This window comes from Nocardia sp. NPDC023733, from assembly GCF_040639775.1.
GTDB lineage: Bacteria > Actinomycetota > Actinomycetes > Mycobacteriales > Mycobacteriaceae > Nocardia > Nocardia rosealba.
Map to the genome: position 1 here is coordinate 80831 of NZ_JBFAAN010000004.1, position 20103 is coordinate 100933.

28 protein-coding genes are annotated in these 20103 nt (G+C 66.9%); 7 read left to right on the top strand and 21 right to left on the bottom strand.

Annotated elements, in window-relative coordinates:
- Nucleotides 1-4: 4 nt before the first annotated feature.
- Nucleotides 5-1090 (bottom strand): PLP-dependent cysteine synthase family protein, encoded by a 1086-nt coding sequence (locus tag AB0F86_RS18720; protein WP_225278529.1) that lies wholly within the window; start codon nt 1088-1090, stop codon nt 5-7.
- Nucleotides 1087-1401 (bottom strand): DUF4229 domain-containing protein, encoded by a 315-nt coding sequence (locus tag AB0F86_RS18725; RefSeq protein ID WP_067641892.1) that lies wholly within the window; start codon nt 1399-1401, stop codon nt 1087-1089. The genes AB0F86_RS18720 and AB0F86_RS18725 overlap by 4 nt, the downstream gene beginning before the upstream one ends.
- A gap of 153 nt (nt 1402-1554) precedes the next feature.
- Between AB0F86_RS18725 and AB0F86_RS18730 the strand changes: the two genes are divergently transcribed.
- The 5 genes from AB0F86_RS18730 to AB0F86_RS18750 all read left to right on the top strand — a co-directional run bounded on the left by AB0F86_RS18730 (nt 1555) and on the right by AB0F86_RS18750 (nt 3994).
- On the top strand, nt 1555-1764 hold the full coding sequence (locus AB0F86_RS18730; protein WP_019049435.1) for a BldC family transcriptional regulator: 210 nt from the start codon (nt 1555-1557) through the stop codon (nt 1762-1764).
- 112 nt (nt 1765-1876) lie between these two features.
- Nucleotides 1877-2068: a hypothetical protein gene (locus AB0F86_RS18735; RefSeq protein ID WP_356985262.1), complete on the top strand. Its 192-nt coding sequence runs from the start codon at nt 1877-1879 to the stop codon at nt 2066-2068.
- 56 nt (nt 2069-2124) lie between these two features.
- Nucleotides 2125-2775, top strand: a complete 651-nt coding sequence (locus tag AB0F86_RS18740; protein ID WP_225278527.1) for a hypothetical protein — start codon at nt 2125-2127, stop codon at nt 2773-2775.
- Between the two features lie 4 nt (nt 2776-2779).
- Nucleotides 2780-3481 (top strand): Clp protease N-terminal domain-containing protein, encoded by a 702-nt coding sequence (locus AB0F86_RS18745; RefSeq protein WP_356985263.1) that lies wholly within the window; start codon nt 2780-2782, stop codon nt 3479-3481.
- Between the two features lie 66 nt (nt 3482-3547).
- Nucleotides 3548-3994 carry an SgcJ/EcaC family oxidoreductase gene (locus AB0F86_RS18750; protein WP_356985264.1) on the top strand — a complete coding sequence of 149 codons (447 nt, stop codon included), beginning with the start codon at nt 3548-3550 and terminating at the stop codon, nt 3992-3994.
- An 8-nt stretch (nt 3995-4002) separates the two neighbouring features.
- On the opposite strand, the gene AB0F86_RS18755 is transcribed toward AB0F86_RS18750, so the two are convergent.
- The 7 genes from AB0F86_RS18755 to AB0F86_RS18785 all read right to left on the bottom strand — a co-directional run bounded on the left by AB0F86_RS18755 (nt 4003) and on the right by AB0F86_RS18785 (nt 8908).
- Entirely contained in the window at nt 4003-4416 is a 414-nt protein-coding gene (locus AB0F86_RS18755) for a DUF4189 domain-containing protein (RefSeq protein WP_225278525.1), read from the bottom strand.
- 568 nt (nt 4417-4984) lie between these two features.
- Nucleotides 4985-5758 carry an ATP-grasp domain-containing protein gene (locus AB0F86_RS18760; RefSeq protein ID WP_356985265.1) on the bottom strand — a complete coding sequence of 258 codons (774 nt, stop codon included), beginning with the start codon at nt 5756-5758 and terminating at the stop codon, nt 4985-4987.
- A gap of 68 nt (nt 5759-5826) precedes the next feature.
- A complete protein-coding gene (locus AB0F86_RS18765) occupies nt 5827-6465 on the bottom strand; it encodes an ATP-grasp domain-containing protein (protein ID WP_356985266.1) in 639 nt (212 codons plus the stop codon).
- Nucleotides 6466-6701: 236 nt separating this feature from the next.
- Nucleotides 6702-6914 carry a hypothetical protein gene (locus AB0F86_RS18770; protein ID WP_356985267.1) on the bottom strand — a complete coding sequence of 71 codons (213 nt, stop codon included), beginning with the start codon at nt 6912-6914 and terminating at the stop codon, nt 6702-6704.
- A 134-nt stretch (nt 6915-7048) separates the two neighbouring features.
- The gene (locus AB0F86_RS18775; RefSeq protein ID WP_356985268.1) at nt 7049-7720 is read right to left on the bottom strand and encodes a cation transporter; all 672 of its coding nucleotides are present in this window, start codon (nt 7718-7720) and stop codon (nt 7049-7051) included.
- The gene (locus AB0F86_RS18780; RefSeq protein WP_067484966.1) at nt 7720-8049 is read right to left on the bottom strand and encodes a metalloregulator ArsR/SmtB family transcription factor; all 330 of its coding nucleotides are present in this window, start codon (nt 8047-8049) and stop codon (nt 7720-7722) included. The genes AB0F86_RS18775 and AB0F86_RS18780 overlap by 1 nt, the downstream gene beginning before the upstream one ends.
- Nucleotides 8050-8092: 43 nt before the next feature.
- Nucleotides 8093-8908: a hypothetical protein gene (locus AB0F86_RS18785; protein ID WP_356985269.1), complete on the bottom strand. Its 816-nt coding sequence runs from the start codon at nt 8906-8908 to the stop codon at nt 8093-8095.
- Nucleotides 8909-8976: 68 nt separating this feature from the next.
- Between AB0F86_RS18785 and AB0F86_RS18790 the strand changes: the two genes are divergently transcribed.
- Complete coding sequence (locus AB0F86_RS18790; protein ID WP_356985270.1) at nt 8977-9423, top strand: hypothetical protein; 447 nt, start codon at nt 8977-8979, stop codon at nt 9421-9423.
- Nucleotides 9424-9452: 29 nt separating this feature from the next.
- Here the strand turns inward: AB0F86_RS18790 and ccsB are convergent, their stop codons facing one another.
- The 12 genes from ccsB to AB0F86_RS18850 form a co-directional block, all read right to left on the bottom strand.
- Nucleotides 9453-10406 carry a c-type cytochrome biogenesis protein CcsB gene (gene ccsB / locus AB0F86_RS18795; protein WP_356985271.1) on the bottom strand — a complete coding sequence of 318 codons (954 nt, stop codon included), beginning with the start codon at nt 10404-10406 and terminating at the stop codon, nt 9453-9455.
- Between the two features lie 37 nt (nt 10407-10443).
- On the bottom strand, nt 10444-12069 hold the full coding sequence (locus tag AB0F86_RS18800) for a cytochrome c biogenesis protein ResB (protein ID WP_356985272.1): 1626 nt from the start codon (nt 12067-12069) through the stop codon (nt 10444-10446).
- Complete coding sequence (locus AB0F86_RS18805) at nt 12069-12881, bottom strand: cytochrome c biogenesis CcdA family protein (RefSeq protein WP_356985273.1); 813 nt, start codon at nt 12879-12881, stop codon at nt 12069-12071. Before AB0F86_RS18805 ends, AB0F86_RS18800 begins: the two co-directional genes overlap by 1 nt.
- A complete protein-coding gene (locus AB0F86_RS18810) occupies nt 12881-13108 on the bottom strand; it encodes a hypothetical protein (RefSeq protein WP_133733852.1) in 228 nt (75 codons plus the stop codon). Before AB0F86_RS18810 ends, AB0F86_RS18805 begins: the two co-directional genes overlap by 1 nt.
- On the bottom strand, nt 13105-13746 hold the full coding sequence (locus tag AB0F86_RS18815; RefSeq protein WP_225278514.1) for a TlpA disulfide reductase family protein: 642 nt from the start codon (nt 13744-13746) through the stop codon (nt 13105-13107). The genes AB0F86_RS18810 and AB0F86_RS18815 overlap by 4 nt, the downstream gene beginning before the upstream one ends.
- Complete coding sequence (locus AB0F86_RS18820; RefSeq protein WP_225279204.1) at nt 13743-14369, bottom strand: histidine phosphatase family protein; 627 nt, start codon at nt 14367-14369, stop codon at nt 13743-13745. The genes AB0F86_RS18815 and AB0F86_RS18820 overlap by 4 nt, the downstream gene beginning before the upstream one ends.
- A gap of 101 nt (nt 14370-14470) precedes the next feature.
- Complete coding sequence (gene hemL, locus AB0F86_RS18825; protein ID WP_356985274.1) at nt 14471-15817, bottom strand: glutamate-1-semialdehyde 2,1-aminomutase; 1347 nt, start codon at nt 15815-15817, stop codon at nt 14471-14473.
- Between the two features lie 165 nt (nt 15818-15982).
- Nucleotides 15983-16204 (bottom strand): hypothetical protein, encoded by a 222-nt coding sequence (locus AB0F86_RS18830; protein ID WP_225278512.1) that lies wholly within the window; start codon nt 16202-16204, stop codon nt 15983-15985.
- A gap of 84 nt (nt 16205-16288) precedes the next feature.
- Nucleotides 16289-16567, bottom strand: coding sequence for a hypothetical protein (locus tag AB0F86_RS18835; protein WP_356985275.1), 279 nt, complete (start codon nt 16565-16567; stop codon nt 16289-16291).
- Nucleotides 16568-16823: 256 nt separating this feature from the next.
- Nucleotides 16824-17336, bottom strand: a complete 513-nt coding sequence (locus AB0F86_RS18840; protein WP_356985276.1) for a hypothetical protein — start codon at nt 17334-17336, stop codon at nt 16824-16826.
- Complete coding sequence (gene hemB, locus AB0F86_RS18845; RefSeq protein WP_356985277.1) at nt 17333-18310, bottom strand: porphobilinogen synthase; 978 nt, start codon at nt 18308-18310, stop codon at nt 17333-17335. The genes AB0F86_RS18840 and hemB overlap by 4 nt, the downstream gene beginning before the upstream one ends.
- 42 nt (nt 18311-18352) lie before the next feature.
- Nucleotides 18353-19531: a serine hydrolase domain-containing protein gene (locus AB0F86_RS18850; RefSeq protein ID WP_356985278.1), complete on the bottom strand. Its 1179-nt coding sequence runs from the start codon at nt 19529-19531 to the stop codon at nt 18353-18355.
- A gap of 252 nt (nt 19532-19783) precedes the next feature.
- Between AB0F86_RS18850 and AB0F86_RS18855 the strand changes: the two genes are divergently transcribed.
- The gene (locus AB0F86_RS18855; protein ID WP_067485858.1) at nt 19784-20065 is read left to right on the top strand and encodes a hypothetical protein; all 282 of its coding nucleotides are present in this window, start codon (nt 19784-19786) and stop codon (nt 20063-20065) included.
- Nucleotides 20066-20103: the final 38 nt, after the last annotated feature.

The window sequence follows — 20103 nt, forward strand, 5'->3', positions numbered from 1 at the left end:
GAAATCAGCCGGTCCAGCGACCCGTCGCGGCGAATTCGGCGAGGACGGCGCTCGGTCCGGTCAGGTCGAGGCGCTGACTCTCGACCCAGGCATCGTCGAAGTAGGTGCCCGCGTAGCGGTCGCCGCCGTCGCACAGCAGGGTGACGACACTGCCGCTGCGTCCGGCCGCGAGCAGTTCGGCGACCAGATGGAACGCGCCCCACAGATTGGTCCCCGTCGAGCCACCGACACGTCGGCCGAGGGCGGTGCTCGCGTGCCGGGTTGCCGCGATCGAGGCCGCGTCGGGCACCACGATCATGCGGTCCACGACCTGACCGATGAACGACGGCTCAACCCGTGGGCGGCCGATTCCCTCGATACGCGAGGGCATTCCGGTCTCGTAACCGGCATCACCGGTCTCGTAACCGCCGTAGAACGCGGAGTTCTCCGGGTCGACCACAGCCAGGCGCGTGGGATGCCTGCGATAGCGGATGTAGCGGCCGATCGTCGCGCTCGTGCCACCGGTTCCGGCGCCGACCACGATCCACTCCGGGATCGGGTGCTGTTCCAAAGCCAGCTGCTGGAAGATGGATTCGGCGATGTTGTTGTTGCCACGCCAGTCCGTCGCCCGTTCGGCGTGGGTGAACTGGTCCATGAAGTGCCCGCCCGATTCGGCGGCCAACCGTTTGGCCTCGGAGTACATCTCCGGCGGCCGCTCGACGAAATGGCAACGGCCACCCTGGGCTTCGATCAGCGCGATCTTCTGCGGCGACGTACTCGCCGGCATCACCGCCACGAAATCGAGCCCGAGCAGCTTGGCGAAATATGCCTCGCTCACCGCCGTCGACCCCGACGACGCCTCGACCACCGTCGTACCCTCGGTGACCCAGCCGTTGCAGATCGCGTACAGGAACAGCGATCTGGCCAGGCGGTGCTTGAGACTGCCCGTGATGTGGGTGGATTCGTCCTTGAGGTACAGCTGCACCGGCCAGTCGGCGGGCAGCGGGTAGCGCAACAGATGGGTGTCGGCGGAACGCTGGGCGTCGGCGTCGATCAGCCGCACGGCGTTGTCGACCCAGTCACGCGGTGCACTGCGGTCGAGGTACTTCACGCGTCGTCGTCACCCCGCAGACGAGCCCGCAGCTGCGCCTTGTCCTGGCGGCGGCGCTCGTCGACGACGGCGATGTCCTCGTTCACCTTCATGCGCAGTTTCTTGAACAGGGTCAGCGACAGCGGCATCGCGACGATCAGCGCGAACAGAGCCGCTACGATGATCGGCACCTCGACCCCGATGAGCTTGGCGACGCCGACGATCAACGCGGCGATCACCACGACAAGCCCGAGCCGGGCCAGCGTGTAGAGGGCAAGGTTGCGGGCCAGCCGCTTCCCCGCAGAACCTTGCTGACCAGTTGCTTCACTCACCTTGACAGGGTAACCCCGGCGCGCGCGGCCCCGTTCGCGGCATTTGTCTATTACTTCCCCTTTACCAACTGTAGGTGGTTCGACTACGTGGGGGTCGCAGTGCGACGATGGCGCCATCTGATGAGGGAACTGTCGAGAACGGAGAGGTTAGCTATGACTGCGATCACCGTCGGCGGCCAGGACACTCTGCTGACACCAGGCCAAGTGGCCGCAATGTTCCACGTAGACCCGAAGACCGTTACTCGGTGGGCCCATGCGGGCAGGCTCGGTTCGCTGCGCACGCCGGGCGGACACCGCCGATTCCGCGAGTCCGAGGTTCTGCAGCTGCTCAAATCGCTCACCACCGAGGCAGCCCCCCGCTGACCTCACCGGCGGCGCGAGCCGGTTCGGCTCGCGTTTGCCGGGAATTTCCCTTCCGTTGCCGATGTGCACACGGTGCGGACACGGCTACCCTCGATAGCAGGAGGTGAGCGACGTGACGTACCTGTTGGCACTCATCGCGATCGTGGCCATCGCGGTGCTGTGCTGGAAGGCGTTCGGCCCCGAACGCCCGAGCCCGAATCCCGGCCCGGCCGCACGCAGGCCGATCCTCGGTCCGGACGACGACCCGGAATTCCTGTGGCGACTCGGCAAGCAACCTCGCGACGATTCCGGCCCCGAGGCGTGAGCTGACCCACATACCCCCCATTGCGCACGAAACAGCTGGGTAGATAACGTATTCCGGTGATCGATGTGCAGCAGGCTTCCATCCCGACCACTTGGCGCGCGGCCGACGGCAGCGCCGTGACGTTCACCGAGGCGCGGTCGGCGTGGACGCGCGCGGCACACGACGTGCTCGCCGCCACCGCGTCGCGCTTCAACAACTTCATCGTCAATACCGAGCTGGCCGAGTTGGTGCAGGAAGAGTCCGGTATCCGCACCCAGGTGAAGTGGCAGCACTGGCTGCCGGTCGTGCTCGACCGGGTCGCCGAATACTGTCACAACAACAACGAGCCGCCGCTGAGCGCGCTGTGTGTGCGCCGCAACCAGACCGTCGGCACCGGCTACCGCTACATCCTCGAACTCGCGGGCCTGCCCATCCCCGACGACCTCGAGATGCACGCGGCCGCCGCCCGCTGGCAGTGCTACCAGCACTACGCCACCGACCTCCCCGCCGACGGCGGCCTCCCCACCCTCCCTCCGAAGGTCGCCGCCATCCGCCAGCGCACCTCCCAGGACCTGGCCACCACCGAGGCCGCGGAAGCCGCCGAAGCCAAGCGCACCGCCACCTCCCGCCCCAGCGTCACCACCCCCAAGCCCGAACCGGTCCGCAAACCGGTCTGCCTGAACTGCCACGTCGAACTCCCAGCCAACAAGATCTGCTACTACTGCTGATCCGATGCCCGGCGCCGTCGGCCACCGCCTCACCGGCGCCGCCCATGCCACCACGATTCGCGCCGAACGCTATTCCGCAGAATGGGGTCTGCAGCACGGCACACCGCTCGCGCTGCTGCTCGCACTGAGCGACGAACACGCCACGGGGATTGCGTCGATACTGCTCGAACGTCTCGGGGTGCGACGGTCCGAAGCGCATCGCGCAATCGGTCAGCGCCTCGATACAGCGCTCGGGTCGTGGGGGCCGGTCTTGGCGCTCGCGTCGTCCGCCGACCCGACCCGCCCGGTCGGGACCGACGGCTTGTTGTCGGCACTGATCGACATGGATGCCGATGCGGCGGAAATCCTCGGCGACCAGGGGATAACCCCGCAAGCTCTCCGAATCGCATGCGCAGCGGTGATGGACTCGGTGTGCTACGGATGCGAAGAAGGCGACCGGCGTTCGATCCCAGCGGCTGCGTCGAGGCTGCCGAAGGAGCTGGAACGGATCCTCGATACGGTCCAGCATTGGCGGAGTGAGAAGGAACGCGCCGTGGACGCGGGTGACTACGCGCTCGCCGCCCATTTCCGCGAGAAGGAAAAGGCAGCCTACGAGGCCGGCGGCCACTCGTCCCGAGACCTCCGTGCAGCTCTGGACGAAGTCTTACGGCTGCGATCCTTGGTCGATCACCTCACCGGTCTCGTCCATCACGGTCATGCGGGGTAGACAGATCGTCTGGCGCGTCACAATCGGCTTTACCTGAACCCAGGTTGAGCTCCTAACGTCTCTGACATGAGCACGAACAAGATGCGACCGCCGGTGGTCGAGGACGACACCGTGGATCACACCGCCGATATCGCCGCTATCCGTCGGATCGTCGCCGATACCCAGACCGCGTACAACACCAACGATGCCGAGTTGATGACGGCTCCGTTCGCGGAGAACGCGGTTGTGGGTAATGCGGCCGGCATGGTGCTGCGTGGGCGGGATGCACTGTCCGATGCCAATCGGCGGGGCTTGGCGGGGTTTCTCGCCGACGAGTACGTCCGGTACGACGTCACCGACATCACCTTCCTGCGTCCCGATGTCGCCATCGCCCACAAGGAGGCCCGGGCCACCACCGCCGATGGCGCACTGATCGACACCAGCCCGGCCATGGTCGCCCTGTACGTGTTGGTCAAGGAGAACGGGCGGTGGTGGGTGTCGGCCCGCCAGAACACCCTCGTTCCCGCGTCCTGATCGCGGCGCTACACGCCGCTGCAGACCGTCTTCATCACCATCACCGGACCGGGCCCGATCTTCGCGGCAGCGGCGATCGCCGCCGCTTCGGCCTCCTCGGCCGTCGGGGCGACGCGGGCGCGGAAGTCACCGTCGCGCGCGGGCCCGCCCGCATTCACCATGTTCCTCGCCAACGACACGCATTCGTCGACGAATCGGGCGACGACTTCGCAGTTCGGCCGGTGGCACAGTTCCCGTGCGGATTCCTCGGCTGCCTCCCAGCTCGGGTAGTTCACCGCCGAGATCAGATGCGACGAATCGGCCCGATCCATCGTGACGACCCCGTAGTACCGCCCGTCCTCCCCGGGTTCGGCCGCCGCCACCCCGGCACCCGCGACCACCATCGCCGCAGCGGCCAACACCATCGAAATCTGCTTCCCCACAGGGATCCTCCAGTCGATCATCGGCTCCTGTCGAACCGAACCGGACAGCATGACCTGCCTGGTGATCGACGTCAACTCTGTTGCCGCACAATGTGCTTCATAGCAAGCAACACCTGTAGCTCACACGCGAGTCCAACCGATCTCACGACAGACCGGGCTCGCAGCCGGTGACATTGCCCAGGCACGACCCGACAACGGCTCCCCGCTGAGGTGCCGGGAACGTTCAGGGCCCTTGCCTGAAAGTCAGACGCAGGTCGGCATCCCCATGAGGAGGCTCGTGCCCGTGGACAGGCATCGGAGCAGCAGGCCGGGGAGGGCCGCCGAGCCCGAATCCGGGTCCGCGGAGGCTGTCAGCGGACCGGCCGATCCCGAATCGGTGGCCACTGGGCTCGGGGTTGCGACGGGTGAAGCTGTCGCAGTACCGGCCAGCCCGACCCCCAACGAAATCGCAACAGCAGCAATCACACTCAGACGACGCATTTCTTCAACCTCTCGAACCACCGGTAGATACCGCAGACGGTAACGCCGATCAGCGAAAGTGAAACGCCCCTACTTCCGTGGGCCCGCGTCATGCCTCCGCGCGGGCAAGTGCCTGTGCCTCCATCGCAGCGATGAAATCCGCGACGTTCGAGCCATAGATGCCCCAACTGTTGACGCCGCCGAGCTCTACGAGGCGAAGCACACCGTCGGGGCAGACGCCTACGTCGACCGTGATCATGTTGGGGCCGTGCACGAGTATGCGACTCGCCACAGCCTCCGAGAAAGCAACCACGTGGTCGGGGACCGCAGCATACGGCTCCAGCGGATAGGAACTTCCACAGAAAAAGCGGCCGTTGCGGCAGAAGCAGCGGTACTCGCTCTCGAAGTCCACGACTTCCGACACCACGGCGAGTTCGTGTCGGTGCTTGTCGTACAGGTCGACCCACCGGTCCAGCTCGACAATCGGGTGAACCGCCGCGGGAAAGAGTTTGAAGTTGGTGTCGCTGCGGAGGAAGACATGATCGCTGCCGAACATGCGTTGCAAGGGAAGGCCGGGAAGCGCCGAGAACGGCGCGAGAATGGCGGCGCGGCCGAGAAGGTCGTATACGTGCGGGTAATACGACGAGCAGCGCAACGTCGGGTAGTTGTCGAATACGGCGTCACCGAGGCGCCGATGCCGGCGCAGGTGCGTCATAGTCGGCATCGTCCCGTAGCCGACGACCGGACACGCGTCGGACACAACAGGCCAGCGGCCCATCATGACGTCATGCCTGTTCACGATCACGGGGTCGTCCAGGGCGGCTGCGACAACGGCCGAACCGGGAAATTCGTCGTGGTGGTCGATGAGCCAACGCGGTCGCACGGTTCGACGCTACTCGCGATCGCTGCCGGCGAATATGTTGCGGACCGAAGTCTGTACGGTCTCGTCGTTCACTCGAGACGAGCGGCAGACCGTGCCCATTCCGCGTCACTGCCGGTTGGTTCGCCAGGGACGCAGCCTCTTTCGAGAACCGCGAGGACCTTGTGCGGATCGCAGCCGTATACCCCGGCACCGAAAGCGCAGTTGGCTTCGACGATTGCCCAACCACGTCCCTCGATCAGACCGACATCGATGACGATCGATGGCGGAACGGGTACTTCGGCGACCAACTTTTCGATAAGCGCCTGGACCGCGGCCACTTCCGATGGCGTGGTCGGCCAGCTGCCATCCTCGGCGCGGGCGGGGTCACCGTTGCGGAGGTAGGGCGACATCGTCAGTACCGCACCGTCTTTGACGAAGCAGCGGAATTCCGAGCGCCATTCGACGGGCTCGGCCATAAGTACCAGTGTGTCGTCAGGGCACGCTTGCGGTGAGGGCAGACCGATCCCGTTGCGATATACCGCGCCCGCGAATCCTTTGCGGCCGTCTGCGGGCTTGACGAATACCGGGTCGGCATGGCGCCGAGCCTCGCCAAGGGTGGAGATCTGAATCTGTCGCTGCAGTAGGGACTTCGGCAGGTTCGGCAGCCAGTCGTCGGGGGCGTCGAGCAAGGTGATGCCCAGTTGCGCGGCGATCACCTCGGCGAACATCGTCTCGCCGTAGATGGCTGTCGCGGCCGTATCGTCGGGAACGCGCCAATTCGTCAGCCGGACGACATTCCACCCTGCGCGAATAGCGGCGGCCCGCATGACGCGCGAGTCCTCGGAATAGCGGGGCGAAAGGATCAGAGTCGACATTTCTACACGTCATCCACTGCGGGCGTCCCGGAACAGACAGGAATCCGGAATGGACCAGCGGCGAGATCCCTGCGGCGGCGAGAGTCGATTCAGGATGCTGTCGGGCCTGCGCTCAGCGTGGACGAGCCGAGGCTCAGCAATTGCAGGATGTTCTGGATGAAGTCACATCCACCCGGCGCACCGATCGGGAACTCGACGCACGCGGCAACGGGAGCAACGGGCTGAGTGGCGGCTTGGGCGGAGCCGATCGGTGCCAGTATCAGGGCGCCGACCACCGTAGCCACCGCGAAAGATCGTTTCATCGAGAATCCTTTACTGCTCCGAGTTTGCCGACTGCCGAGCGGCGAGGACCAGGCTATTGGGGCGCCGACGCAACCACGAGACCCCGTTTCCGTGGTCTGTGGCTCGAATGATCTGTATGGGTGGAATTCTCGGATCAGTCGCAGCACGCACAGTCGTGATCGTTCGTACTCATGGCGACAGGTGCGGGACAGCACGTGTCGCCCCTCCAAGCATCGAAACCTTCCTTGACCGCGATAGCGGCGATGATCAGGCCGGCGATCGGGTCGGCCCACGACCACCCGAACAGACTGTTGAGCAGCAGCCCGACCAGCAGCACTGCCGAGAGATAGGTGCACAGCAGCGTTTGCTTGGAATCGGCTACCGCGGAAGCCGATCCGAGCTCACGGCCGGCGCGGCGCTGAGCCCACGACAGCACCGGCATCACCGCGAGGCTCACCGCCGCAAGGGCGATTCCGATCGGGGAAGGCCGCGCTTCGCCGACTCCGAGCAGTCCACGGATCGAGTCGACGGTGACATAGAAAGCCAGGGCGAAAAAAGAGAACGCGATGATCCGCAGCGCGATCTTCTCTCGCTTCTCCGGGTCCTGACCGGCGAACTGCCAAGCGACAGCGGCGGCCGAGGACACCTCGATGATCGAGTCCAGCCCGAACCCGATCAGCGCGGTCGAGGAAGCGCGAGCACCCTCGGTCAAGGCGATGATCGCTTCGATGATGTTGTAGGTGATGGTGGCCGCGACGAACCAGCGGATCCGGCGAGCCAGCAAGGCCCGACGCTGCGTCGAAGCCTCGGACACCGAGGATGACATCAGCAGCACTCTTGTGTAGCCGAGTCCGGGCAGCAGGCCGGATCCACGGCCAGCACCAGCCCGGTCAGGTCGTCCAGGGCCCGCCCGATGCGCGCGTCGGCCAGCTCATAACGCGATCGCCGCCCCTCCGGCACCGCGACCACGAGCCCACACCCGCGCAGGCAGGCCAGGTGATTGGACAGGATCTGACGCGACACCCCGATACGTTCGGCGAGGTCCGAGGGGTACGCCGGCGCTTCACGCAGGCTCAGCAAGATCTGCGTGCGCGTGGCATCGGAGAGCGCGTGCCCGAAGCGTGCCAGCGCGTCGCGACGAATCAAGGTATCCACGCAGCGACAGTACATCAGAATCTGTATTCAGAAAATGATGAATCTAGGACTCGGTTCGGTCAGCGATGCGCACGACGGCCACGGTCTTGTCATCGTGGCGTTTGGCCCGAGGGAGCGCCTGGCCGTCCGGGTCGACTTCGGCCTCCCAGATGTGCACATCACGGAGCAGTTGTTCGAGCTGCCGCGTGGACATGTTCGCGACTTCGGGCCAGCTCACCCCGAGCGTGGGAACGAGGTCGAAGGCACCGTCGGTGGCGGCGATGATCCACACCACCTGATCGCGCGGATATCGAACGCGCAGTGCGTGATCGGCCGCACGGGGATCGGCTTCGGCAATCCAATAACCGTCCGGGCGGTTGCGTCGCGCCCGTTCGGCGACCTGAAGCTCCTGCAGAATTTTCTGGTGACGCCCGCTGTAGCCCTGTCCGTCGGCCAGAAAGCGGCGGAACAGGTCTGCCTCCGGTAGCTGCAATCGCGGCAGCCGATCGTCGGTGTGCACCTCCACCGCACCGGTGCGGAGCCCGACGATCACCGACGAGTCACCCAGCACCAGCACATCGACCACGTCGGGTTCGATCCGGACGAGGGCGACAGTGCTCGACGGCGCAGCCCCCGGCTCGATACCGAGCACGTCCACAGCCCGCGCGATCGACCGCGCGAGTATGTCGGCCAACGACGACGATTCACCGATCGACCGCGCGAGATCCGCGGCGAGAAAGTCGACATACGCACCCGCGGAGGGCATCGCCGGATCGTGAGCCGTAGCATCGTCGAGAACGATCACCGCACCGTCGGTAACCACCAATCGGTCCTCGTCGGAGCCGGCAGCCAGTTGTGCGGATTCGACGGTTGTCCCCATACGTCCACAGCGTACGGGCACGTGGTAATCGTCTTCCAGGATCGGCGCGCACCGGATACGGTCACGCCGTGACCAGCGAGATCAGTTTCGATTACCAGCCGGGATCCCTCGACCGTGCCGACGTCCACCAAATCATGCCCCGCATCGACAGCATCCCCCTGATCGATCTCGTCGACACCTTCGAAATCGGTGCCGACATGGAGCCTTCCGGTGACATGTACGGGGGCCTTGCGCCCCAATTCTTCCGGTTCGACTCGGCGACAGAGCATTTCCACGGATCCCGCAAGCCTCGAAAGACCCCCGTTCTCGCGTGCAGTTGCGGGGAAGTCGGCTGTTGGCCGCTATTCACCCGAATCAGCCTGACCGGTGACCTCGTCGTCTGGGACCACTTCGAACAGCCCCATCGCCCCACTCGCGACTACAGCGCGTTCGGCCCGTTCCTTTTCGACCGCATCCAGTACGACACAGCTGTCCAGGACCTCGGCACAGCAATCGAATCCCACAAAGCGAGCTGAGCACAACCCGAACGCACTGGCAGAAGCGGTTAGTTCAGACCGGCATAGCTGTGCAGACCGCTGATCACCATGTTGATGATGAAAAGGTTGAACAGCATCGCCACGAAGCCGGCGATGTTGATCCACGCCGCCTTGGTGTCTCGCCAGCCCGACGTCGCGCGGGCGTGGAGGTAGGCCGCGTAGAGGACCCAGGCGATGAAGGAGCAGGTTTCCTTCGGGTCCCAGCCCCAGAAGCGGCCCCAGGCGGCTTCGGCCCAGATGGCGCCGAGGATGACGCCTGCGCCGAAGAGGGGGAAGCCGATGATGGTGGTTTTGTAGGCGAGCTGGTCGAGGGTGCGGGCGTCGGGGAGGCGGCGGGCGATGGTGCCGAAGATGTTCGAGGACTCTTCGCCTGCCGGTTGGCGCATGCGGAACAGGTAGAGGAGGCTGGCGACGCCCGAGACCAGGAAGACGCCGCTGCCGACGCTCACGATGGTGACGTGGATGGGCAGCCAGAACGAGCGAAGGGCGGGGACCACGGGGGCGGCGTCGGCGTAGAGGACGGTGCCCGCGAGGAACATCAGGATCAGCACGGGCACGAGCAGGAATGCCCACATCGCGCGGAAACGCTGGTCGCGCAGGAAGATCAGGCCGATCACCACGGCGGCCGCGGTGGCCATGGTGGTGAACTCGTACATGTTGCCCAGGGGGAAGCGGTGGGTGGCGAAGCCGCGCAGCACGATCGAGGCGATGTGCAGGACCGCACCCACCGAGAGCACGGAGAACGCCATGTCGCCGAAGCGTTCGGCGCGCGACTTCGCCTCGGGCATCGCGATCCGGCCGGGCAGGGACGGATCGACGGAGCCGTGGTCGCGCGCGGCGACCTGCTTGGCGCGCGCCGAGGCGTACTGCACGATCAGCAGCACCGTCGCCAGGGTGTAGACGGCGATCGCCGACATGAACGAATAGTCGCTGTAGCGTGCCAGCGTTTCGTCGATCGGCATCAGAACTCCGCCTCGATGTCGCGTGCGCTCGTCCGCATCACTTCTCCGCTCCCAGCAACCGTGCCCGCAGTCGATCGAATTCGCCGCCCCAGCCCGCTTGATCGCTTCTGGCGAGGCCGCCCATCTCTACTACGGTTCGTCGTTGATCCACGGTACCTGCCCCGGTGTCGGCGGGGTACGCCCGGATCCAGATCCGGCGTCGTTTCACCAGCAGCGAAACCAGCAGACCGGCCATCATGGTCAGCGCGCTCACCAGCACCCACTGCTGGGCGGGGTCGTGCGAGACCTGCAGGTTCACGAACTCCTCGGCGCCGTCGAAGGTCACCTTGGTGCCGTTGGGCAGGGTGGTCGACTCGCCGGGCCGCAGGTTGACGCGCGCTTCCTTGGTGAGCCGCCCCTGCTTCACCATCTCCGGGTCGAGCGCGAACAGCGACTGCGAACGGCCGGTGTCGAGGCCGGTGTTGCCGCGGTAGATGTCGACGGCGACGGCCGGATCGTCCATCTTCGGAAACGACGACGTGAGCAGACTGCCGTGGAACATCGCGGTCGGCGCGAAGAGACCTTCGATCGCGATCTGGTTCTGGCGACGTTCCTCCTCGGTGGCGTACATGCCGCCGGGCGGGTCGATGCGCAGCACACCGCTGGACAGGAAGGTCTGGGCGTCGTCGGGACGCCACTGGATGGTCTCGGTGCGGGTCTGCCCGTTCGGGAAGGTGACGGTGAACGTCGGCGCGAAACCGTGCCCCTGCAGGTAGACGCGGTCACCGGCCACCCGCAACGGGTGATTCACCCGCAGCTCGGTGCTACGCCACGTATCGGTGGTCAGGTCCTCGCCCGCCTGGTAGTCGATGTTCGAGGTGAACATCTCGGCCTGACCGGTGGGCAGGTAATCGGCCTTGAAGTCCTTGACCTTCACACACAGCGGGGTCATCCCGGTGCCGTCGTTGACATTGCCCGCCCGGAACGAGTCGAACACCGCGGGCGAGGTGGTGCAGAAACCGGGACCACCGTTGGCGATCACGATGACATTGCCCTCGTACCCGAACAGCTTGCCGAGCGCGATGGCGACCAACAGCCCCACCAACGACAGATGGAACACGAGGTTGCCGAATTCGCGCAGATAACCCTTCTCGGCGGAGATCGTCATCTCGCCGTCGCGGTTGCCCGGGCGGACCTCGGTGCGCCAGCCGCGCAACTGTTCGCGCGCCTGCTCGATCACGGCGTCGACATCACGGTCGACGGTCTCGTCGAAATGATGCGGCAGCCGACCGAGGTTGCGCGGGGCGGCGACGGGCGGGGTGCGCAGCGCTTTGTAGTGGTCCCAGCAGCGGGGCAGGATGCAGCCGACCAGCGAGATGAACAGCAGCACGTAGATGGCGGTGAACCAGAAACTGCCGAACACGTCGAACAGTTCGAACCGGTCCATCCACGGGCCGAGCGTCGGCCGGTCGGCGATGTACTGGTCGACCTTCTGCGCGTTCAGGCTGCGTTGCGGCAGCAGGGCGCCGGGAATGGCGGCCAGGGCGAGCAGGAACAGCAGAACCAGCGCCGTTCGCATGCTGGTCAGGCCACGCCAGGTGTTGCGGACCAGCGCCCAGGCGCGGCCGGGAAGCGACTGGCGGGGCGGGGCGGAGGCAGCGGGGGGAGTCAGTGTGTCAGTCATCAGATCGGCAGGGTCACCTCGGAGACGAACCCGTCACGCACCCAGCCGACGAACTGATCCCATGCCCCCGTGACCAGCGCGACGCCGACGGCGACGAGCAGAACACCCCCGACTACCTGAATGGTGCGCGAATTACGCCGCAACCAGCCCACCCCGCGCAGCGCACCCGCCGACCCGAAGGCCAGCACCACGAACGGCAAACCAAGGCCGAGGCAGTACGCCACGATCAGCACCACACCGCGCGCGGCGGTGGTGCCCTCGGTACCGGCCGACACCGCCATCACCCCCGACAGCGTCGGGCCGAGGCACGGCGTCCAGCCGAGCGCGAACACCCCACCGAGCAGGGGCGCACCGACGATGCTGGTGAACCGGCGCGGTTCCATCCGCGTATCGCGTTGCAACGCGGGCACCAGGCCGATGAAGACCAGACCCATCAGGATCGTCACCACGCCACCGATGCGCTGCAGCAGTTCGCGGTTGACGTTGAGCGTCTGGATCACACCGAAAACGGTGGCCGTGGCCAGCACGAAAACCACCGTGAACCCGGCGACGAACAGACCGGCGGCACCGGCGACCCGCAGCTTCGCGCTACGACGCTGCTCGGTGATCGTGGCGACCTGGGCGGTCGAGGCAGGCGGCGCCTCGGCACCGACCAGCCCGGCCAGATACGACAGGTAGCCGGGCACGAGCGGCACGACACACGGTGAAGCGAACGACACCAGGCCCGCGAGCAGACAGGCACCCAGCGCCAACAGCAACGGTCCCGATGCCGCGGTCTGCTGGAACGAGTCCCCGACTGCGGCGAGCGGCATCACTCGGAGGTGTCCTCGTCACGCTGCTCGTCGCGGGGCAACGACAGGGTGCGCTCGGTCTCGGCCGGTTCGACCGGACCGAACTCGAACAGGCCCGCACCGGCGACGCTGCGCGGGACGGTGGCGATGCCCGCCCAACGATCATCGACGGTCCACCCCGCTCCCATGCGGCGGGCACCCTGGCGGGGGCGACACGCGGTCAGATTTCCGGGACGACGACGACTCACTGCTTCTCCTCGAGGGCGAGTTGCTCGACCACGGGCTGCAGGTCTTCGGCCAGTAGCGAGCGAAGGAAGACCGCGGCGACCCGGTGCTGACGATCCAGGATCAACGTGGTCGGGATAACACTGGTTGGGAAATTTCCGCCGAGCGCGAGCAAGGTTCGCATCGACGGGTCGTAGATGGACGGATACTCGATCTTGTTGTCCACTACGAAGTCCTGGGCTTTGTCACGCTGGTGGTCGCGCACATTGATGCCCAGGAATGCGACGCCCTTGTCCTTGGTCGCCGCGTACACCTTCTCGAGCGCGGGCGACTCGGCGCGACACGGGCCGCACCACTGTCCCCACAGATTCACGACCACGACCTGACCGGGGAAATCATCGACCGAAACGGTCTTTCCCTCGTTCATCAGGTCGGGCCCCGCGAGCGTACCGATCGTGCCGCGCGTGGCGGGCGGATCGTATCTGATATCAGTCTTACCACCGGGCGACACGAATTCGAACGTGCCGCCGCCGGTGGCCACCGCATCGGTACCGGTCGAACAACCCGCGGCGGCCACGACGACCAGCAGGGCGGACAGGACGGCGGTCAGCGCCCGCAGCCGATGGCCACGGGCGTTACCCGATGCGATGCAGCGTGTCATGCGCCGTGGACCGACGGATCCGACGCGCCGGCGGGCTCGGAGTAGACGATGTCGACCAGCGTGTCGCCGTGGTAGACCAGCGAGGTCAGCGAGGCGAGCGAGCACTGGCGGTTGCGTGGGTCGTGCCACAGGCGCTGACCCTGCAGGAAACGGCGCAGCGTCCACACGGGCAGCTGATGCGACACCAGCACCACCTCGTGGCCCGCTGCCTCGACGCGCGCCTTGTTCACGGCGGCGAGCATGCGATGCGCGATCTGCAGGTACGGCTCGCCCCACGACGGGGTGAACGGGTCGCGCAGTTTCCACCAGTGCCTCGGCTTGCGCAGCGCGCCGTCACCGACCGACACGCGAAGACCCTCGAAGGTGTTGCCCGCTTCGATCAGGTTCTCGTCGGTGCGCACGATGAGGTCGTGGGCGGCCGCGATCGGGGCGGCGGTCTCCTGCGCGCGTTGCAACGGCGACGCGATCACCAGGGAGATGTCGTGATCGGCCAGCGATCGGGCCACCGCGGCGGCCTGCGAACGACCGGTCACCGACAGGCTGAAACCGGGCAGGCGGCCGTAGAGGATGCCGTTGGGGTTGTGCACCTCGCCGTGGCGCAGCACGTGGACGATGGTTTCCACGCTCGACGGATCGTGGTCGAGACCGGGCGGGGCGGCGGCGGGCGCCGGGTTCGGCGCCTCGTCGGCGACGGGGGTGGGGAGTGCGTCGGGCTGGTCGGAGCTCACGCTTGCGATCCTTCGGGGGTGGCGGCCGCGGCCGCGTGGGCGGCGGCGGGCAGAGCGGCGGCGATACGGTCGAACGCGTCCTCGTCGAGCGCCGCGGAGACGAACCATGCCTCGAACGCGCTCGGCGGCGCGTAGACGCCCGCGTCGAGCAGGGCGTGGAAGAAGGCGGGGTAACGCCAGGTCTGACTCGCCTTGGCGGCGGCATAGTCGGTGACCGGGCGATCGGCGAAGAACACGCTCACCATATTGCCTGCGAACTGCACCTGATGCTCCACCCCGGCTTCGGTGAGCGCTTTCGCGAAGAGGCCGCCGAGCCGATCGGCGTTGCGGTCCAGCGCCGTGTACACCTCGTCGTCGGCCGCGCGCAGCGTCGCCAGGCCCGCCGCGACGGCGACCGGATTACCCGACAGCGTGCCCGCCTGATAGACCGGGCCGAGGGGGGCGAGGTTGTTCATGATCTCGGCGCGACCACCGAACGCGGCGGCGGGCAGACCACCGCTCATCACCTTGCCGAACGTGTAGAGGTCACCGGCCACGCCTTCGCGGCCGTACCAACCCGAGGCGCTCACCCGGAAGCCGGTCATGACCTCGTCCATGATGAGCAGAGCGCCGTTGTCGTGTGCCAGCGTGCGCAGGCCCTCGTTGAAACCGGGCAGCGGGGCGACGGCACCCATGTTGCCCGCGGCGGCTTCGGTGATGACGCAGGCGATCTGGCCCGGATGCGCCTCGAAGGCGGCGGCGACGGCGGGGAGGTCGTTGTAGGGCAGCACGATGGTGTCGGCGGCCTGAGCACCGGTGACACCCGGCGAGGTCGGCAGGCCGAGTGTCGCCACGCCCGAGCCCGCGTCGGCCAGCAAGGCGTCGACGTGGCCGTGGTAGCAGCCGGAGAACTTGATGATCTTGGAGCGCCCGGTGAAGCCGCGCGCCAGCCGGACCGCGCTCATGGTCGCCTCGGTGCCGGAGTTGACCAGGCGCACCCGCTCCACGGGTTCCACGCGCGCGGCGATGGCCTCGGCCAGTTCGATCTCGGCCTCGGTGGGCGCGCCGAACGACAGTCCGCCGGTGGCGGCCCGCTGCACCGCCTCGACGACGGCGGGGTGCGCGTGTCCGAGGATCATCGGACCCCACGAACACACCAGGTCGACATACTCGTTGCCGTCGGCGTCGACGAGGGTGTAGCCGCTGGCCGAGGAGATGAACCGGGGCGTGCCGCCGACCGAATTGAACGCACGGACCGGGGAATTGACACCACCCGGGATCACCGAAGCCGCCCGCTCGAAGAGCTGGGCGGAAATCGGTACCTGCGACGAACTGGCCGTGGTCGCGCGCGGAGAAGAACTCACGAATTCCAGTGTCTCAGCTCGCCTCGGCACGCCGGACGACAGGGTGGAGCACAGTGACCCAGACCGCAGCGACCCACCGGCGACACGCCCGACACGCCGCGATGCCGACGGCTACCGCGCCCGGCTACTACAGCAGGTCGCGGCGCACGTCGGCAGCGGGAGGTACTAGGTGTACATGCAGGGCACGTCGGCCGAGATGGTGTGCAGCTGGCACATGATGCCGTTGTAGATCCCGCTCGAACCGGTCTCCGGGGCGAAGCCGCCCGCGGCGGGGTCCGCCACCATCGGGGTGAGCGGCAGACCGGCCTCGGCCTGAGCGGGCGCGGCGAGCGCGATGGTGGCGAAAGCGGCGCCGACGGCGAATATCCCTGCGGTGAACTTGGTCATCGAGTTTCCTCCTGGTGGGCCCGCCTCGACGGACCCGGCATCGGGTGTTCGAATCCCAACGCGCACATCGGAATTCGACTTCCCTCAGACCATCGGACCCGCGGCGCGCAACGCTACACGTCGTTCGCGGGCCGAAAGGATTCGCGCGACCGCGTCGATCAGGAACAACCCGGCGAGGATCACGAGCCCGGTCGACAACGCCAGCATCGGCGGCACGTACCGCACGGCCTCGAAACCGGAATGCTCATCGCTGCCGACGAATTCGGTACCGCGCCGGGCATTGCCCCAACTGGCGACGGCACCGGCAAGGCAAACGGCGGCCAGGCCGAGTTCGACCGACACCGCGACGATCCAGCGATTCATGCGTGCGATCCTGCCAGGGCCGTGAGTGAGCGCAGGGCCTTGGGTCAGACGACGCTGGGTAGCAGGACGAGGGCGATGGTGGTCAGTCCGAGCAGCACGAGCAGCCCGATCACCAAACAATCGCGCCGCAGACTGTGGGGTTGCTCGATCACCACGCGCATCGTTGCCTCCGCTCCCCTGGCAGCACCATTACTGCCACTGTGTGACAATCCTCACCATACACGGCGGCGCATCAGCGGCCAATGGGGCCTGTTGTTCATCTCCGGTTCGTCTGGAAGTACCCGACCGAGTCGGGTCGGAAACACAGGTACGCCGCGCCGACGGCCAGCACGCCCTGCACGATCGACGTGCCACCGCTCACCATCGCGGCCACGCCGGTGTCGCCGGAGAAGCTGAACATGGTGGCCACAGCCCCGATCCCGAGCCACACCGCGACCACCGTCAGCACTGTGCGCGCCCAGTTCTTACCGCGCCCCAATTGATGGGCGATGGCGACGGTGACACCCGCCAGCAGCACCCCGACGATCGCGGTGAGCACGAAGGCGGCCGTCACCATCAGATCGACGGTCGAGGCGGGGATGTTCGGGTCGCTCTTGTGCATTTCGTCGAGGAACTGCTTGCTGAGCTCGTCGCGCTGCCCGGTCATGGCGACAACGCTCGCGCCCGTGTACACCACACCGAGGCCCGCGACGGCGAACCACAGTTGCTTGGCGGTGCCCACGTCCTCGGGCATCGGACGGGTTTCCGGTTTGTTCGGTGGAACGATCACGACAGCCAGTGTGCGGCCTCGGTCGCCCAGTAGGTGAGCACGATGTCCGCGCCCGCCCGCCGGATGCCGACCAGCGATTCCAGCACGGCGCCACGGCGGTCGATCCAGCCGCGCTCGGCGGCGGCGGTGATCATCGCGTACTCGCCCGAGATCTGGTAGGCCGCGACCGGGACGGTCGAACGGTCGGCCACATCGCGCAGGATGTCGAGGTAGGACATCGCGGGCTTCACCATCACGATGTCGGCGCCCTCGGCGAGGTCGAGATCGAGCTCGCGCAACGACTCGCGGCGGTTGGCCGGGTCCTGCTGGTAGGTGCGCCGGTCGCCCTCGAGCGACGAACCGACCGCCTCACGGAACGGGCCGTAGAACGCCGAGGCGTACTTGGCGGCATAGGCCAGGATCGCGGTGTCGGTGCGGCCGACGGCATCGAGGCCGCGCCGGATCGCGCCGACCTGGCCGTCCATCATGCCGCTGGTACCGAGCAGATCGGCGCCCGCCTCGGCTTGGGCCAGCGCCATCTCCACGTAGCGGTGCAGGGTGGCGTCGTTGTCGACGGCGCCGTCGGTCCCGAGCACACCGCAGTGGCCGTGATCGGTGAACTCGTCGAGGCAGGTGTCGGCCATGACGACGGTCGAGTCACCGACCTCCTCGGCCAGCGCGCGCAACCCGCGGTTGAGGATGCCGTCGGGGTCACTGGCCTGGCTGCCGGTGGCGTCCTTGTCCTCGGGCAGCGGCACGCCGAAGAGCATGAGACCGCCCACGCCGGCGGTCACCGCCTCGACGGCGGCTTTGCGCAGCGAGTCGAGCGAGTGCTGGTACACACCGGGCATCGAGCTGATCGCGCGCGGTTCATCGATCCCGTCGGCCACGAACATCGGCAGCACCAGGTGGCGCGGCTCGAGCGTGGTTTCGGCGACGAGCCGACGCAATGCGGGTGTCCTGCGCAACCGCCGCGGGCGGTCGAAAGCGGTCATAGCCCGCAGAATACGCCTGCGCTATACGGCCCGCACCGGCGCCTATACCCCGCCGGACAGGCGGCTGCGTTCGCCGAGAATCTGCTCGAAGGTTGCGAACACGGGTAGCGGTCCGGCCGAATTCCACATCTGGTTGGTGAGCAGGATCGCGGTCACCGGGCCGTCGTTGGTCCAGCTCGAGCCGAGACCACCCGCCCAGCCGTAGGCACCTGCGCGCGGGCCGTCGGGACGGTCGGTCAGCTGCACGCCCACGCCGTGCCCCCAGCCGGCGCTGCCGTCCGGCTCGGGCCCGCCGCGAGCGATTTGCTCGGCCGTCAGATGGTTGGTGGTGATGGCCGCGACGGACCGTTCGGACAGGATCCGTGTGCCGTCGAGTTCACCGCCGCCGGTCAGCATCCGCGCGAAACGGTGGTAATCGGCGAGCGTGGAGACCAGTCCGTCGCCACCACCCTCGAACGCCGGTGGGCTGCTCCACTGCCCGTCGACCGGATCGAAGACCACACGCTCGCCGTCGACCTCGACGAAATGCGGGCCGAAGCGGTCGAGCTTGCCCGGCGCGACGCTGAATCCGGTGTCGGACATGCCGAGCGGATCGAGCACCCGTTCGGCCAGGAATTGCGACAGGGGCTTGCCCGCCGCCCTGGCGATCAGGATGCCGAGGATCGCCGAGCCGACGTGGTACAGCCAGCGCTCCCCCGGCTGGAACTGCAACGGCAGGGTGCCGAGGCGGGCGAGCCAGATGTCCGGCGGTGGCATCTCGGCCGGAGTCGGCGGACCAGCGCCGAGGCCCAGCTCGGCACAGGCCGCGGTGAACGGCTTCGGCGAGAAATCGGTGAAATCCATGCCCCACCCGAGCCGGAATGTGAGCAGGTCGTCGATCGTGATGGGCCGTCGTGCCGCGACCGTGTCGGTGATCTCGGCAGCCGGATGGGTGAGCACTTGCCGATCGGCGAGTTCGGGCAGTAAACGGTCGACCGGTTCGGCAGGGTCGATGATGCCGTCCTCGATCAGGATCGATGCCGCGACGGCCGTGAGCGGCTTGGTCATCGAGGAGATCCGGAAGATCGTGTCGGTACGCACCGGTGCCGTGCGAGCGGCATCCAGATGACCGATCGCGCCGGTGGCCACGGTGTTCGAATCGTCGAGTAGCCAGGCCAGGCCGAGCAGTTCGTCGGCCGTCACATGGGCGCCGAGGCGTTGGTCTATCGGGTCGAGCGTCATCGCATCTCCTCCCGTTCGCGTGCCGCCACTAGATCACAGCGGTCCGACAGCTATCGCCGAATCGCCTCGGGCAGCACACCGCCACCGGGCACAACAGCCCTCGGCAATCCTGTGGATAACTTCCAAACATTCAGGAGCGCAACAACTTCCGACGGCGAGCGACGAAACTTGTCGGTGCCTCCCGATACAATCGAAAGCGTGTTCGAGGATCGCGCAGCACACAGCGCGATCCGTTCGCGAGGGAGGACGCCGATGAACGCCATTGCCGCACAACGAAAGACCTTCATCACCGAGCCCTACGTCCCGCTGGAGAAGAAGCGGCTGCCCGCCGGCCGTCCGCGCCGCTGGTACATCGCGCACAACCGCAGGCTCAAGGCCATGCGGCTGACCATCGCCCTGCTCGATTCCGGTGTGTACCTGCCGAATCAAGCGACCAACGACACGATCCGGCGCACCGCCGAGAAGATCGACCTGCGCGCGCCGTCGGATGCCACCTGCCGGCTCGTGCGCACGCTGCTGCGCTACAGCCGATGACCCTGATACGCCGAAAGCCCGCCGTGACGGGCGGGCTT

Excerpts from the sequence above, each read along its gene's own strand:
- AB0F86_RS18850 (WP_356985278.1), bottom strand. The coding sequence starts at position 19,531 with ATGACGCTCGACCCGATAGACCAACGCCTCGGCGCCCATGTGACGGCC.
- AB0F86_RS18745 (WP_356985263.1), top strand. The coding sequence starts at position 2,780 with ATGCCCGGCGCCGTCGGCCACCGCCTCACCGGCGCCGCCCATGCCACC.
- AB0F86_RS18835 (WP_356985275.1), bottom strand. The coding sequence starts at position 16,567 with ATGAATCGCTGGATCGTCGCGGTGTCGGTCGAACTCGGCCTGGCCGCC.
- ccsB (WP_356985271.1), bottom strand. The coding sequence starts at position 10,406 with ATGCCGATCGACGAAACGCTGGCACGCTACAGCGACTATTCGTTCATG.
- AB0F86_RS18785 (WP_356985269.1), bottom strand. The coding sequence starts at position 8,908 with ATGGGGACAACCGTCGAATCCGCACAACTGGCTGCCGGCTCCGACGAG.
- AB0F86_RS18805 (WP_356985273.1), bottom strand. The coding sequence starts at position 12,881 with ATGCCGCTCGCCGCAGTCGGGGACTCGTTCCAGCAGACCGCGGCATCG.
- AB0F86_RS18730 (WP_019049435.1), top strand. The coding sequence starts at position 1,555 with ATGACTGCGATCACCGTCGGCGGCCAGGACACTCTGCTGACACCAGGC.
- AB0F86_RS18855 (WP_067485858.1), top strand. The coding sequence starts at position 19,784 with ATGAACGCCATTGCCGCACAACGAAAGACCTTCATCACCGAGCCCTAC.
- hemB (WP_356985277.1), bottom strand. The coding sequence starts at position 18,310 with ATGACCGCTTTCGACCGCCCGCGGCGGTTGCGCAGGACACCCGCATTG.
- AB0F86_RS18815 (WP_225278514.1), bottom strand. The coding sequence starts at position 13,746 with ATGACACGCTGCATCGCATCGGGTAACGCCCGTGGCCATCGGCTGCGG.
- AB0F86_RS18750 (WP_356985264.1), top strand. The coding sequence starts at position 3,548 with ATGAGCACGAACAAGATGCGACCGCCGGTGGTCGAGGACGACACCGTG.
- AB0F86_RS18770 (WP_356985267.1), bottom strand. The coding sequence starts at position 6,914 with ATGAAACGATCTTTCGCGGTGGCTACGGTGGTCGGCGCCCTGATACTG.
- AB0F86_RS18765 (WP_356985266.1), bottom strand. The coding sequence starts at position 6,465 with ATGTTCGCCGAGGTGATCGCCGCGCAACTGGGCATCACCTTGCTCGAC.
- AB0F86_RS18830 (WP_225278512.1), bottom strand. The coding sequence starts at position 16,204 with ATGACCAAGTTCACCGCAGGGATATTCGCCGTCGGCGCCGCTTTCGCC.
- AB0F86_RS18800 (WP_356985272.1), bottom strand. The coding sequence starts at position 12,069 with ATGACTGACACACTGACTCCCCCCGCTGCCTCCGCCCCGCCCCGCCAG.
- AB0F86_RS18775 (WP_356985268.1), bottom strand. The coding sequence starts at position 7,720 with ATGTCATCCTCGGTGTCCGAGGCTTCGACGCAGCGTCGGGCCTTGCTG.